The 14,756-nt window shown below is 37.1% G+C and carries 12 protein-coding genes; 5 read left to right on the top strand and 7 right to left on the bottom strand.

Going from position 1 to position 14,756, the window contains the following annotated elements; genetic code table 11:
* Nucleotides 1-165 precede the first annotated feature (165 nt).
* Entirely contained in the window at nt 166-1,533 is a 1,368-nt protein-coding gene (locus tag VXM77_RS00520; RefSeq protein WP_262951154.1) for an MATE family efflux transporter, read from the bottom strand.
* Between the two features lie 506 nt (nt 1,534-2,039).
* On the opposite strand from VXM77_RS00520, the gene VXM77_RS00525 reads away from it, so the two are divergent.
* Nucleotides 2,040-3,320, top strand: coding sequence for an ArsB/NhaD family transporter (locus VXM77_RS00525; protein WP_338506589.1), 1,281 nt, complete (start codon nt 2,040-2,042; stop codon nt 3,318-3,320).
* Between the two features lie 58 nt (nt 3,321-3,378).
* Nucleotides 3,379-3,927: a hypothetical protein gene (locus VXM77_RS00530; RefSeq protein WP_161832422.1), complete on the top strand. Its 549-nt coding sequence runs from the start codon at nt 3,379-3,381 to the stop codon at nt 3,925-3,927.
* Nucleotides 3,928-3,950: 23 nt separating this feature from the next.
* On the opposite strand, the gene VXM77_RS00535 is transcribed toward VXM77_RS00530, so the two are convergent.
* The 5 genes from VXM77_RS00535 to VXM77_RS00555 form a co-directional block, all read right to left on the bottom strand.
* Nucleotides 3,951-5,252 carry an alanine/glycine:cation symporter family protein gene (locus VXM77_RS00535; protein WP_202618780.1) on the bottom strand — a complete coding sequence of 434 codons (1,302 nt, stop codon included), beginning with the start codon at nt 5,250-5,252 and terminating at the stop codon, nt 3,951-3,953.
* A 111-nt stretch (nt 5,253-5,363) separates the two neighbouring features.
* Complete coding sequence (locus tag VXM77_RS00540) at nt 5,364-6,824, bottom strand: leucyl aminopeptidase (protein WP_161832421.1); 1,461 nt, start codon at nt 6,822-6,824, stop codon at nt 5,364-5,366.
* Between the two features lie 142 nt (nt 6,825-6,966).
* Nucleotides 6,967-7,779, bottom strand: coding sequence for a MetQ/NlpA family ABC transporter substrate-binding protein (locus tag VXM77_RS00545; protein WP_161832420.1), 813 nt, complete (start codon nt 7,777-7,779; stop codon nt 6,967-6,969).
* A gap of 75 nt (nt 7,780-7,854) precedes the next feature.
* The gene (locus VXM77_RS00550; RefSeq protein WP_338506604.1) at nt 7,855-8,523 is read right to left on the bottom strand and encodes a methionine ABC transporter permease; all 669 of its coding nucleotides are present in this window, start codon (nt 8,521-8,523) and stop codon (nt 7,855-7,857) included.
* On the bottom strand, nt 8,523-9,536 hold the full coding sequence (locus VXM77_RS00555) for an ATP-binding cassette domain-containing protein (protein ID WP_262951158.1): 1,014 nt from the start codon (nt 9,534-9,536) through the stop codon (nt 8,523-8,525). Before VXM77_RS00555 ends, VXM77_RS00550 begins: the two co-directional genes overlap by 1 nt.
* Before the next feature lie 349 nt (nt 9,537-9,885).
* Here VXM77_RS00555 and VXM77_RS00560 point away from each other — a divergent pair, with 349 nt between their 5' ends.
* The 3 genes from VXM77_RS00560 (at nt 9,886) to pflA (ending at nt 13,794) form a co-directional block, all read left to right on the top strand.
* Nucleotides 9,886-10,470 (top strand): manganese efflux pump, encoded by a 585-nt coding sequence (locus VXM77_RS00560; RefSeq protein ID WP_237658961.1) that lies wholly within the window; start codon nt 9,886-9,888, stop codon nt 10,468-10,470.
* 338 nt (nt 10,471-10,808) lie between these two features.
* On the top strand, nt 10,809-13,034 hold the full coding sequence (pflB, locus tag VXM77_RS00565) for a formate C-acetyltransferase (RefSeq protein WP_161832417.1): 2,226 nt from the start codon (nt 10,809-10,811) through the stop codon (nt 13,032-13,034).
* Nucleotides 13,035-13,062: 28 nt separating this feature from the next.
* Entirely contained in the window at nt 13,063-13,794 is a 732-nt protein-coding gene (gene pflA / locus VXM77_RS00570) for a pyruvate formate-lyase-activating protein (RefSeq protein WP_161832416.1), read from the top strand.
* A 144-nt stretch (nt 13,795-13,938) separates the two neighbouring features.
* Here pflA and VXM77_RS00575 read toward each other — a convergent pair whose 3' ends face one another.
* Entirely contained in the window at nt 13,939-14,751 is an 813-nt protein-coding gene (locus VXM77_RS00575; protein ID WP_161832415.1) for a Cof-type HAD-IIB family hydrolase, read from the bottom strand.
* Nucleotides 14,752-14,756 lie beyond the last annotated feature (5 nt).

Here is a 14,756-nt window from a genome sequence, read left to right on the forward strand (position 1 = left end):
CCACTCTATTAGGATAGAGGAGGTTTAATCTTGAGGCTTAAATAATCATTGCTTATACAATTCTACTGAAGTTGAGTGGTTATATAAAACATTAATTTCATTGAGTACCCAACTCGAAGATTGCTTTTATAATAAGGAAAAAAGCCAGTAATTTTTGGCTTTTTTTTATTTTACAGGAGATTCGTTTTTCTTGAGGTGGTGCCAAGCTTTCCATAAGACAAGGGCACAGATTAAAAAGGCGGTAAAGTCGGATATTGGGAAGGCATACCAGACACCGTTGAGTCCAAGGGTGGTGAATCGTGGTAGTATAAGAATCAAAGGAATTAAAATGATGAATTGTCTTAGAATGGATAGAAAGAGGGCGGGAAGTGCCCGACCAAGTGCCTGATAGAATGTAGAGGCAACGGTTTGGAGCCCGATAGTCCAAAAGAAAAGGAGTTGAAGTCTTAAGACGAAAGTTGCCTGGGAAATTAAATCAGCATTCTTGGTAAAGAGTTTGATTAACCATTGGGGGAATAAAAATCCTGTCATGGAACCGACGGCTCCGATAATGGTTGTGTAAATAAGTGCTAGTTTAACGACCTGTTTAATTCGCTCTGGCTGTTTGGCTCCATAATTGTAACTAGCAATCGGCTGTAATCCTTGGTTGATTCCCATAATCGGTAAAAAGAAAAGGGAAATGATACGATTGACTGTTCCAAAGGCGGTAAGAGCAACGGTTCCACCTAAACTTCTTAATGTAGCGTTGGTGATAAGTGCAAAGAGAGAACTCGCGGCATTTCTGGCAAAAGCGGAAAATCCAACGCTAATAATGGCAGTTATGACTTTAGGGTTGGGAAGAAGAAAACGTCGCTCAAATTTCACGATACTTCGATGGCTTAAAATAAAAAAGAGCGAGAAAGTAGTAGCGAGTGCCTGAGAAATAACCGTCGCCCACGCAGCCCCGGTAATGCCAAGATGAAATATAAAAATAAATAATGGATCAAGTGCAATATTAAATAGCGCTCCGATTAAAACAGTGATCATCGAAATCTTGATATTGCCCTCGGCACGAAAGACGGCACTTGCAAGTAGGGCGAGCGCATTAAAGGGAATCGCCCAAATCCCAGCGAAAAAATATTTTTTTGCTTGAGGGATTAATTCTTCATTAGAACCGAAAAGGTAAAGTAGTTTATCAGCAAAAAAGAAACTAATGACCATTAATAGAAGAGAAATGATGAGGGTTAGTATATAGGCATTTGTGGTGATTTGGTTGGCGCGCTCGTTATTTTTCTCACCGAGACTACGGGAAAGAGCGGATGCACACCCAATAGAAACCATTTGTGCAAAAGCAGTGTACATCGTTTGAATTGGATAAACAATTCCGATGGCACCTATCGCTAATGCACCGACTCCCTTTCCAACAAAAATGGTATCGACAATAGGATAGATTCCGCTAACGACCATCGCAATAAAAGCGGGCATGGATAACGAAAAAAGTAATTTATTAATCTTCTCTGTTCCGAGAAAATGACTGTCTCGTGGTGCCTTCATGAATCTAGCCTCCGTTAATTAAATTGAAACGCCTACGACTTATATATTTACCTCATAATGAATGTAGTGGATTTCAATAGATAAATAATAATTTTCATTTATATAGTATGGCGATTTTGGATGGCTCTATTGATAGGTATTTATTAATTTTATTCAATAAAATTTCAGATAGGATGATGAGTTAGAGAAAGGTAAAGATTTAGGATCAAATATTATTGGATAAAGTTGCAAAAGAATGAATAAAAAACGTAAAACGATAGATAGTAATAGAAGAGTATAAAAAAAAGATAATTTTTATGAAAGGGTATAGCAATGCTAGAAAAACATTCAATTATCTTGACTTTTTTTTACATTATTCGGTAAAATAGTTCAAATAGGGGGTATGAAAAGGTATGGATTAAGCTTCATATTTATTAATTTTCATAGATTAATGGTTATGAAATTTAATTCATAGCATCTTTTTACTAAAGCCTATTTGAGTATAGATATTTTAGCAAACTAAGGGTGTGAGACTTTTGGAAAATACGAATTTTCTACCAGCTATTATTATTTTCCTTGTTGCGTATGGAATTATTATTTCTGAAAAACTAAACCGCACAGTTGTTGCCCTACTTGGAGCAATTGCGATGGTTGTATTTCATATTTTATCGCAAGAAGAAGCTTTTCACGTCATTGACTTTAATACGATTGGGCTATTAGTCGGAATGATGACTATCGTTAATATATTGAAAAGGACAGGAATCTTTCAGTATATTGCGATAAAAACTGCTAAATTGTCGAAGGGTAGTCCATGGAAGATTATGCTCTACTTCTCGGTTGTTACGGCTGTTGCCTCAGCTTTACTTGACAATGTAACGACGATTTTGTTAATTGCGCCGGTTACGTTTGTAATTACAGAAACATTGGGCTTAAATCCAGTGCCGTTTTTAATTACCGAAGTATTAACGGCTAATATTGGTGGAACGGCGACGTTAATCGGAGATCCACCTAACATTATGATCGGTGGAGCAACTAACTTGTCTTTTATGGATTTTCTAGTTAATTTAGGACCGGTAGTTGTTGTTATCTTTATTGTTGTGTTATTTTTATTGAAATTTATTTACGGATCTCAACTGAAAATTAGTGAAGAAAATAAGGCTAAAATAGCTGAGTTTGATGAAACGAAAACAATTACCGACCCTGTCCTACTGAAAAAAAGCGGGATTGTCTTGTTAGGGACAATTATTGGATTTGCGATTCACCAATCATTTGGACTTGAATCGGCAACGATTGCTTTATTAGGAGCTGGAATTTTACTCTTAATCAGTAAAGTAGATGTAGAAGAAATTTTAACCGAGGTGGAATGGCCGACTATTTTCTTCTTTATGGGACTATTTATTATGGTTGGTGCCCTAGAAGAAATAGGGGTTATCGAGGTGGTAGCTAATCAATTAATTAGTTTAACTCATGGTAATGTATTTGTGACGACGATGTTAATTTTATGGGTAGCAGCCATTGCCTCAGCATTCTTAGATAATATCCCGTTTGTTGCGACGATGATTCCACTGATTCATAGCATCGGTGCCACAGGAATGGATACGACACCTCTTTGGTGGGCACTTGCTTTAGGTGCTTGTCTTGGAGGAAATGGTAGTGTCGTTGGAGCAACTGCTAACGTTATTGTCAGCGGAATGTTACATAAAAAAGGTTATAAATTAACATTTGGTGACTTCTTAAAAATTGGTTTCCCATTAATGCTCATTTCAGTCTTTATTTCGATGATTTATTTAATTATCTTTTATGTATAATTAAATTGGAATTTTAAAATTAGAAATAGGGATGTTGAATCGGAAAGGAAATCAAATTATGGCAAATAGAAATTATTATTCGAATGCTTCTAGCTTTACGAATGGAAATGTTTTAAACATGGAAGCTGAACAACACGAAATGAAGTTACGTCAAATGGGAGGAGAAGTTCTCCAATTAAACTCAAGATGTTGTTACGTGAGATTTATGGTGGGGGATTTTAGACTGTCGTACGTTTATAACATTAATCGTTCCAATCATTATTTCCTAGAGCGTCTTAAACCGTATCCTCTTCCTTTAAAAGAATACGAAAACGAAGAAGATGTGGTTGAAATGATCCGTCGTGATTTAGAGCACTTTGAAAATGCAGCGAAAAGTAAAAATATTCACTCCTTTATTAAAGTAAATCAGGAGTTGAACAAGACAGCTAACGCGTTTGAAGATTTGTTCTTATATTACAACGTGGAAACGTTCCATACGGATACTATTTTAAAAAAATTAGACGAAATTAAAGAAGAGATTCATAAAACGGTGAAAGATTCAGTTCGTTTATACGAAGAAGAGGAACCTTGTTCATTAGTTCAATTCTTAGAAACTTCATCGAAATAGAAAAAGGTCGTAAAGCATAAGCTTTACGACTTTTTCTTATTCATGATTTTTTTAACTTCTTTAGCAAGATAGCACAGAGCCATCACATTAATCGTTGCAGTAAGGGCGACCCCAACGTCTACGAGTGACCAAATGAGCGAGGCCGATCCGATAGATGACACTAAAATAACGAGTAAGACAATGATTCGAACAACTGTCAAAATCTTTTCATTTTTCCATAAAAACTTGACGTTACATTCCCCGTAGTAGTATCCAGTGAGAATCGTACTAAAGGCAAAGAAAAAGATGGAGATAGAGAGAATGATTCCGCCGATGGGACCAAATAGCTGAGTGAGGGCGTATTGTGTGAGTTCAATTCCGTTACTTGATAAACTTCCAACCTCTGTCGCATGAGTGACCATAATCAAGAAGGCAGTAATGGTACAAATAAATAAAGTTGTGACATAGACTCCAAAAGATTGAATATATCCTTGATCGGTTGGAGAGTCACTATTGGTCATTGCAGCGGCATGTGCCCCAGATCCCATCCCTGCCTCATTTGAGAAAACGCCTCGTTTAACACCTGTGATGACGGTATACATCACGGTTCCTCCAATTAAAGGCGAAGGTCGAAAAGCATCCTCAAAAATGGTGATAAAAAAGGTTGGGACATAGTCGAGGTGGGTCATCATCACGAAAAGTCCCATCCCGATATAAAATAGTGCCATAATTGGAACGATTTTTGAGGTCATGTTAGCAATCGTTGAAGCACCACCGAAGATAATCATTGAAGTAATGAGGCTTAAACCAACCCCAGTTAATAAAGGTGGGATCGATAAAACGTCTCGAAAAGAGGTCGCAATCGTATTTGCCTGAATGGCGCTAAAACCAAAGGTATAGGTTAAAACGATAATAAAGGCATAGATGATTGCAAATCCTTTTTGGTTCATTCCGTATTTAATATAATAGGCAGGTCCCCCAACGTAAAGATCACCATCCTTTTTTTTGTAGAGTTGGGCAAGTGTGCTCTCGACGAAAGAAGAAGCGGCGGTAATTAAGGCGCTGACCCACATCCAAAAGACACTTCCCGGGCCGCCAATGTAAATTCCTAGAGCAACTCCTGCTAAAGAACCGACACCGACACGTGCGGCGAGGGCCATCGTAAAGGATTGGAAAGACGACACGTTGCTATGAGGATTTTTTTTTGTTAAGCATTGAAGCATTTTTTTAAATTTAAATTGCGCTCCTTTAAAATAGAAGGTGAAGATTAGGCTAATTAACATTAAGGTTGGAATAGCCAAGTAGGACCATAGGATGTGTTCAAAGTTTTTGACGATTTCTGTCATATTAAATCCCCCATCATTGTTTCATAGTTAGTATCTAGCTTATGATAGTACATGAGGAATATGATAAAAATATGAAAAAGGGATATCTTTAGACGATATCCCTTTTTTATTTTAATGATGTAATTCTAAATATTTTGCAATCGTACGAACCATGACCCCGGTTCCACCTTTTGGACCTAAATCGTAAGCAGATTTTGCTTCGGCAGTTCCTGCGATGTCAAGGTGAATCCAAGGGGTATCACCTACAAATTCTTTAAGGAATGCAGCTGCCATAATCGCTCCTGGTTTTCCAAGAGGAGCATTATTTAAATCAGCGACTTCGCTATTACGAATTGATTTTTGATCACGAGGATGGAGAGGCATTGGCCAAATATATTCAATGGCTTGATCAGCCGCCTGTTGGAAGTCGTTTAAGAAAGCTTGATTGTTTGTAAATGCACCCGTAATATCTGACCCGAGTGCAACGATGATGGCCCCAGTTAATGTTGCCAAATCAATAATTTTAGTGGCCCCTAACTGCTTAGCAAATGTTAGAGCGTCGGCTAAAATGAGACGTCCCTCAGCATCGGTGTTTGTCACTTCAACTGTTTTTCCGTCCATGGTTTTAAGAACATCACCGGGTTTAATCGCGTGAGAACTAATCACATTATCTGTAGCCGGAATAACAAGTAATAAATTAACAGGTAATTGAAGACGCACGGCAACCTGAAAAGCACCGAAAGCAGAAGCAGCTCCACCCATATCTCCTTTCATTCCTTCCATACTTGAACGGGGTTTTAAACAATAGCCCCCAGTGTCGAAGGTGATTCCCTTACCGACTAAGGCAGTAACCTCATTGCTTGTTGCATTTCCTTGGTATTTTACAACGATAAGTTTTGGTGGTTCAGTTGATCCTTGGTTTACTCCGAGAATTCCACCCATCCCTAGTTTTTTCATTTCGTCTTTTTCGACAATATGAATGTCTAAGTGATGATGATTAGCAAATTTTTTGATATGATCGGCTAAATGAGTGGCTGTCAGATGGTTGCTAGGTTGATTGAATAATTGTCGGGCATCATTGGTTGCTTCTCCGTAAACGACACCACGAGTTAAATCAGAAGTTACATCTTCTTGTGCATAAATAGATAAGGTGACAGGCTCAGTATGTGGATGCTCCGTTTTATAACAATCAAATTTGTAGGTCGCTAATGTAATGGATTCGGCACATAAGGTAGCCAACTCGTTGATAGAGGTAGTTGGTGATTGAAAAGTTTCTAATAATAATATAGCCTCATTTTTAATTAGTTTAGCGATTTTTCCAATTGCTTCTTTAGCCTTCTCAAATGTAAATTCTGTTGATTTTCCTAATCCGATAAAATATAATTTTTTACTGTTAATTTTTCCAAGAGGATAAATTGGAGTGACTGCTTTAAATTTTGTTGGAATAAAGCCTTCTTTTATAGCTGTTGTTAATTGGTTGTTTAATAAATGATCTAATTGAAAAATATCTTGATGTGAGAAATCAGAGAAAACCCCAATAATAAGAGGACGCTCCTCGGTTTCTAGATTTAAATCTGATTTAAATTGAATCATAGATCTCACCCTTTCCTTTTTCAATATTATATACTATATTTCAAATTTCGACAGTAATTTACTATTATTTTTTCCATTTTTATGAGAAATATGATTTAAAAATAAAAAGAGAGAGATTAAAAATCTCTCTCTTTTGTTGGGATTATTCTGAAACAGGAACAACGGCACCTTTATAAGTTTCTTTAATAAAATCTTGAATTTCTTCTGAGTGTAAAGCATCAATGAGCTCTTGAACGGCTTCATTGTCTTCGTTTCCTTCTTTGACCGCGATGATGTTAACATAAGGTGATTGGCTATCCTCTAGAACAATGGCATCTTTCATTGGATTTAACCCTCCGTCTAGGGCGTAATTCGTATTGATTAAAACGGCATCACCTTCATTTTGTTCATAAACAGTGACTAAAAGACCAGGATCGATATCTGTTTTAAAAGTTAAATTTTTAGGATTTTCAGTAATGTCTTCAACTGTTGCTGTGGTTGAATCGATATCTGGATTTAATTTAATAAGACCGTTTTGCTGTAATAGGGTTAACATGCGGCCGTGGTCGGCAACAGAGTTACTCATGATGATGGTCGCCCCATCTGGTAGTTGATCTAATGAAGTGTAATTTTTTGAGTAAATTCCGATGGGCTCGATATGAATTCCGCCCACATTCACGAGGTGAGTTCCGTGCTCCTTGTTGAAGGTGTCTAAGTATGGAATGTGTTGAAAATAGTTTGCATCAAGTTCTCCCTCTTCTACACTTGTATTAGGTAAGACATAGTCTTGGAAGACAGTGATGTCTAAATCAATTCCCTTTTCTTTAAGAATAGGTTGAACTTGTTCTAAAATTTCTGCGTGAGGTACCGCAGAGGCACCCACTGATAATTTTGTTGCTTCATCGGTTTTTTGCCCACAACCGACGAGTGAAATCGCTGCTGCAAAACTACATAAACCTAAGGCTAGTTTTTTCATCTTAAATCTCCCCCTGTAAAATCATATATTTAAATCTTAATCGTTGATTAAGGATTTAACAAAAGAATTAATTTTTTAACGTTTATCGAGGTAATGAGAACAAGTGTCCCCAATCCATTGAATCACAAAAACAATAAGCAAGATAATGATGGTTGCGACAATAACGACATCAAATCGGTGACGTTGAAATCCCTCTAAATAGGCAAGATTTCCAAGCCCACCGGCTCCGATAACACCTGCCATTGCCGTGTAACCGACGAGTGAAATGGTTGTGACTGTAATCCCAGAAACTAGAGCCGGTAAGCTTTCAGGGATCAGAACCTTTTTGATTATTGTGCCTATCGAGGCTCCCATAGAAAGTGATGCCTCAATCACGCCTTTATCGATTTCTCTGAACGCTATTTCAACGAGACGTCCATAAAACGGGGCGCTTCCGATAATAAGGGCGGGCAAAGCGGCATTTGGCCCAAGCATCGTTCCAACTAGTAATTTAGTGAAATCTAATAAAAGGATAATTAAAATGACAAACGGAATTGATCGAAAGATATTAACGAATGCCGAAAAAAATCGATGAATCCATTTGTTTTCTAACAGTTGCCCAGGCCCCGTTAGAAATAGGATAAGTCCAAGACCGATTCCTAATAAGAAACTAAATACTGAGGCAACGAGTGTCATATATAATGTTTCAATAGTTGCCGATAGCATCTTATCCCAATTAACATGGGGTAATACTGATAAAATCATTAAGTCATCACCTCGATTTCTACACCTTCCCGTGTTAAATAGTCTAGGGCAGGATTAATTTCGCTTCCCGTTAAATGAATGTATAAAGATCCATAGCCTCCCTCTTGGGTATGCAAAATTTTACCTTGAATAATGTTAATATCAACTTTGAAGTTACGAATGATATTCGTGATAAAGGGCTGTTCCGCTTTCTCCTTTAAAAATTTGAGTAGGACCACTTTTCCATTTGGAAACTCATGTGCGAGATGACGAGCCGTTTTGAGGGAGTTATCTTCATGGGAAATTTGCTTTACAAATCGCTGGGTTACGGAATGTTTCGGAGAAGAGAAAATATCTAGGACGTCACCCTGTTCAACAATATTTCCATTTTCCATGATAGCAACACGATGACAAATTTTATGAATCACGTGCATCTCATGTGTAATAAGCACAATAGTTAGTTGATATTTTTTATTAATTTGAACGAGAAGATCTAAAATTTCATCTGTTGTTTGTGGATCGAGTGCCGATGTGGCCTCGTCACAAAGTAAAACATGTGGATTGTTGGCTAAAGCTCGCGCGATTCCAACGCGTTGCTTTTGACCACCACTCAACTGGTTAGGATAGTTATGTTCTTTCCCGCTTAATCCGACTAATTCGATCAATTCGGTGACACGTTCTTTGATTTTTGCCTTTTTAACGCCTGCAATTTCTAATGAAAAAGCAATATTTTCAAACACGGTCCGAGACCATAGGAGGTTGAAATGTTGAAAAACCATCCCAATTTCTTGGCGAGCGAGTCGTAGCTCCTTTGCAGAGATTTGAGTTAAGTCTTGCCCGTCGATAAGGATTGTCCCGCCTGTTGGACGCTCAAGTAGATTGAGCATTCGGATTAATGTGCTTTTTCCCGCTCCGCTATATCCGATAATTCCAAAAATTTCTCCCTTTCTTATGGATAAATTAACGTTGTTGACAGCTTTAATAGTCGTGTCGTTCACAGTAAAAGTTTTTTGAACATTCGTTAAAGTAATCAAAAGTTTCCCCCCTTTTTTTGAGTTGTGTGTGATGAATACTAGGATACGGTTCTTTGTTTTAGGAAATGACTTCCCGAGAAAAAGAAATTTATCTCAGTGGTGACAGTAGATTCACCACAATCGTTAGTCTTTTTGTGAGACGGATCAGTTAAATAAATCTGATTTTTCAACGATTAATCCTTTTTCAAATTGCATGTAGTACTTATTTTAGATGTAAATAATGGAAAGTCAAGGCACCATTTAGTAAAAATTGATGAAACAGTTAAACGAAGAAAGTTTTAAGCATATATTGGCTAGAGCTTCGATATGATATAAAGATAAATTTAAACTAAAATTGGGGTGAAAGTCGTTGAACAACTATTTAGTAATCGTTATGCTTATGTCTATTGCCCTTGCCATGGATGCTTTTGCGGTATCAGTGACACTTGGAATGGATGGCATGGCCCATCGATGGGGAAATCGCTTGAAAATAGCAGGAACATTTGGCTTTTTTCAGGGCCTGTTATTCATACTAGGTCTACTTTCGTTACGATTTGTCAGTGGTGAGGTGACGGTTTATAATCACCTAATTGCAGGTGCAATTTTAATTGTGCTCGGTGTTCGAATGATAAAGGAGGCACTAGATAAATCGGGCGAAGGGTATATTGAGGTAAGTGAGAAAAAGTTGAGTCAAGGGAAACAGTTATCATTTAAAGTTATAGCAGCTTTTGGTATTGTAACGAGTATTGATGCCTTAGCCGCTGGAATTACATACGGATTGATTTATGATTTCTTTATAGTAGCCGTTTTATGTGTTTCCTTTGTTGCTTTATTTCTTTCGTATATTGGATTGACATTCGGAAAAAAACTAGGATCTCTCATTGGAAATAAGGCTAATATCTTAGGGGGATTAATGGTTATTTTATTGGGGATGCACGCCATCTTTTTTAATTAAGTATATCCTTATTATATATAGCGTGAATTATGAGCAGGATTAATTGGATTTCTATGGATAACTAAGTAGAGTCCTGTTGAAAAAAGGATTCCTAAGTGTAAGAAGAAAAAAATAAAAAAAATCGTGCGTTTAAGTTGATTTTTTCCAATTAGGGCAATATAATAAGAGTGTAAAAAAGATATATACGTTATAACGTTTGATAGATGTTAACAAATGTTATATCCGTATAATGAAAACCCTTTACAAAAGGTCAAGTCTCGTTGTAAAATGAGTGTGTGTTAATGAGATTTGAAATTTCAGAGAGCGGTTCTAGTGCGAACTATAAGGAGGAATTATCTATGGAAGCTTGGCAAGGCTTTAAAGGTACTGACTGGCAAGAAAAAATTGATGTGCGTGATTTCATTAATCAAAACATCACTGTTTATGAGGGGGACGACTCTTTCTTAGCAGGACCAACTGAGGCAACAACAAAATTATGGGAACAAGTAATGGAATTAACTAAGGCTGAACGTGAAGCTGGGGGAGTTTTAGACTTAGATACAAAAATCGTTTCTACCATTACTTCTCATGAACCAGGATATTTAAACAAAGATTTAGAAAAAATTGTTGGATTCCAAACAGATAAACCATTTAAACGTTCATTACAACCATTTGGTGGAATTCGTATGGCAGAAAAAGCAGCACAGTCTTACGGATATCATGTAGATGAGGAAGTTTCTCATATCTTTACAGAGTATAGAAAAACTCACAATCAAGGTGTTTTTGATGCTTATACGCCAGAAATGCGTGCAGCACGTAAATCAGGGGTTATTACAGGATTACCTGATGCTTATGGACGTGGACGTATCATCGGGGATTATCGTCGTGTAGCTTTATACGGAATTGACCGTTTAATGGCAGAAAAATTAAAAGATCATAATAATACGTCACGTATTATGGACGAAGAAAATATCCGTTTACGTGAGGAAATTTCAGAACAATACCGTGCTTTAAATGAATTAAAACAAATGGCTGCTAAACACGGATTTGATATTTCAAAACCTGCGACAACAGCTAAAGAAGCAATCCAATGGTTATACTTTGGATACTTAGCAGCGATTAAAGAACAAAACGGTGCAGCGATGTCTTTAGGGCGTACGTCTACATTCTTAGATATCTATATTGAGCGTGATTTACAAAATGGTGTGATTACAGAAGAGGAAGCACAAGAAATGATGGACCATTTCGTTATGAAATTACGTCTTGTAAAATTCTCTCGTACACCTGATTATAATGAATTATTCTCAGGAGATCCAACATGGGTAACTGAGTCAATCGCAGGTATGTCAACGAATGGATTCCCATTAGTAACGAAAAACTCATTCCGTGTGTTACATACATTAGATAATTTAGGGCCAGCACCAGAACCAAACTTAACGGTATTATGGTCAACTCAATTACCTCAAGGATTCAAAGAATACTGTGCAAAAATGTCAATTAAAACATCAGCAATTCAGTATGAAAATGATGATATTATGCGTCCAATCTATGGTGATGACTATGCGATCGCTTGCTGTGTATCACCAATGAAAGTAGGTAAACAATTACAATTCTTCGGTGCACGTGCAAACTTAGCTAAAGCATTATTATATGCGATCAACGGTGGAAAAGACGAAAAATCAAAAGTGCAAGTTGGTCCACATTGGGCTCCAATCACTGATGAAGTTTTAGATTATAATAAAGTAATGGAACGTTACGATGAAGTGATGGAATGGTTAGCTGATTTATACGTAAATACATTAAATATCATCCACTATATGCATGATAAATATAGTTATGAACGTATCGAAATGGCGTTACACGATACAGATGCAGAACGTGTTTCGGCAACTGGTATCGCCGGATTATCAGTAGTAGCAGATTCATTATCAGCGATTAAATACGCTAAAGTTAAACCAATCCGTGATGAATTTGGGATTGCAGTAGACTTCGAAGTAGAAGGAGACTTCCCTAAATACGGAAATAACGATGATCGTGTAGACCAAATTGCTGTAGATGTTATGTCAGCCTTTATGACAAAAATTCGCAAACATAAACCATACCGTGCTAAATTACAAACTCAATCAATTTTAACGATTACATCGAACGTTGTTTACGGTAAGAAAACAGGAACAACTCCATGTGGTCGTAAAGAGGGAGAACCATTTGCACCAGGTGCGAATCCTATGCACGGACGTGATTCTCACGGAGCAATTGCTTCAATGTCATCAGTAGCTAAATTACCATTTGAATCAGCACAAGATGGAATTTCTAATACATTCTCATTAGTGCCTAAATCTTTAGGACGTACAGATGCAGAACGTAATAAAAACTTAGTAGCGATTATGGATGCGTACGTGGCTAAAAAAGGTCATCACTTAAATATCAACGTATTTAACCGTGATACTTTATTAGACGCGATGGAACATCCTGAAAAATATCCACAATTAACAATTCGTGTATCAGGATACGCTGTAAACTTTATTAAGTTAACACGTGCTCAACAATTAGATGTTATTAATCGTACAATGCACGAAAAAATGTAATTGGGAAAAGGGAAGATAAGGTGATAGTATGAATGGATATGTACACTCGGTAGAATCGTTCGGGACAGTTGATGGACCAGGACTAAGATTCATCGTCTTTGTTCAGGGGTGTGGACTGCGATGCGCATACTGCCATAATCCTGATTCATGGAAAATGAAAGACGGAAAATTAACGGAAATTTCTGAAATCATTTCTGAATTAGTGAAATATAAAGAGTTTTTTGACGCCTCAGGTGGAGGAATCACAGTGAGTGGCGGGGAACCTTTACTGCAGATGGAGTTTGTAACTGAACTATTTAAAGAGTGTAAAAAACATGGAATTCATACTAACATCGATACTTCTGGTGATCTAAAGTTTAATACACCAGAACGCCAGCAACAATTAAAAGAGTTATTAGCTGTTACTGATATGCTAATGCTTGATATTAAAATGTTCGACGCTAAGAAACACAAAGAGTTAACAGGAAAAGATAACACACACATACTTGAATTTGGTCGCTTAGTATCTGAAGCCGGGGTTCCTATGTGGATTCGCCGGGTACTAGTACCAGGATTGACCGATGATGAAGAAGACTTAGAAAACACTGCCGCATATATTAAAACTCTGAAAACCGTTGAAAAAATTGAAGTTTTACCTTATCACACAATGGGTGAATACAAGTGGAAACAATTGGGGTATGATTATCCCTTAACAGGACAACTTCCTCCAAGTGATGAACTTGTAAAACATGCCGAAGAGATTCTAGGTAAAGCAATTTAAAGCTTTTAGAACAGGCCTCCTTTTAGAGGCCTGTTTTTTTGCATCGTAAAAAGGGGCTTACTTGATGAGCGTAGATTAACCAATTAGTAGAGCTATCTTTAGTTTTTATGAAATAAAAAAAACAGGTAGCCCAAGGGCCGCCTGTTAAGCAGTAAAAATAAATTTTTCAATGACGTGGGCAATTCCATCCTCATCATTAGTTGAGGTGATATAGTTGGCGGCTTTCTTTACTTCAGATACGGCATTTCCCATTGCCACACCAAGTCCCGCAAAGTCTATCATTGATAAATCGTTGTATCCATCACCGCAAGCGATGAGTTGAGATTGATCGAGTCCTACGTGATCTAAAAGTTTTTGTAAAGAGTAGGCTTTATTAATATTTTGAGGCATAAACTCTAAGAAAAATGGTAAAGAGCGAGTGATGCTTAGACGTTCTCCTAAACGTTCCTTCATTTTGATTTCAACTTTTTCTAAATATTCAGGATCAGCTGTACATAAGCATTTTACAGAATTAAAAGTTACAGAATCTTTGAAATTTTCTACACGATTAATAGGCATCCCGTTGATATTGGCTTCCTTTTGAATATATTGATCATTATCAGCCGTAACAATAGCGGCATCTTCATAGGCCATAATATTGACATTCATCTCGCGGGCTAAGTCGTATAATTCATGACAAATTTCAGGTGTAAGTGACTTATCGTAAATCATTTCATTACTATGAGATTCGATAATACGCCCACCATTGTAAGATAAAATGTAACCAGGGTATTGATCAAGACGTAATTCTTTTGCGGCTTTTGTCATTCCGTAAGTTGGACGACCTGAGGCAAGTACAATCATGACACCTTGTTCTTGTGCCTTTAATAAGGCTTCCTTTGTTTTGGGCGAAATTTCGTTTTTTGAAGACATAAGCGTCCCGTCTAAGTCTAAAACAATCATTTTATAATTACTCATAAAGC

Source organism: Turicibacter sp. KK003, assembly GCF_037014675.1.
Taxonomy (GTDB): Bacteria; Bacillota_I; Bacilli_A; order MOL361; family Turicibacteraceae; genus Turicibacter; species Turicibacter faecis.

Coding starts and splice junctions, on each gene's coding strand:
- pflB (WP_161832417.1), top strand. CDS start 10,809: ATGGAAGCTTGGCAAGGCTTTAAAGGTACTGACTGGCAAGAAAAAATT.
- pflA (WP_161832416.1), top strand. CDS start 13,063: ATGAATGGATATGTACACTCGGTAGAATCGTTCGGGACAGTTGATGGA.
- VXM77_RS00540 (WP_161832421.1), bottom strand. CDS start 6,824: ATGATTCAATTTAAATCAGATTTAAATCTAGAAACCGAGGAGCGTCCT.
- VXM77_RS00545 (WP_161832420.1), bottom strand. CDS start 7,779: ATGAAAAAACTAGCCTTAGGTTTATGTAGTTTTGCAGCAGCGATTTCA.
- VXM77_RS00550 (WP_338506604.1), bottom strand. CDS start 8,523: ATGATTTTATCAGTATTACCCCATGTTAATTGGGATAAGATGCTATCG.
- VXM77_RS00575 (WP_161832415.1), bottom strand. CDS start 14,751: ATGAGTAATTATAAAATGATTGTTTTAGACTTAGACGGGACGCTTATG.
- VXM77_RS00535 (WP_202618780.1), bottom strand. CDS start 5,252: ATGACAGAAATCGTCAAAAACTTTGAACACATCCTATGGTCCTACTTG.
- VXM77_RS00520 (WP_262951154.1), bottom strand. CDS start 1,533: ATGAAGGCACCACGAGACAGTCATTTTCTCGGAACAGAGAAGATTAAT.
- VXM77_RS00530 (WP_161832422.1), top strand. CDS start 3,379: ATGGCAAATAGAAATTATTATTCGAATGCTTCTAGCTTTACGAATGGA.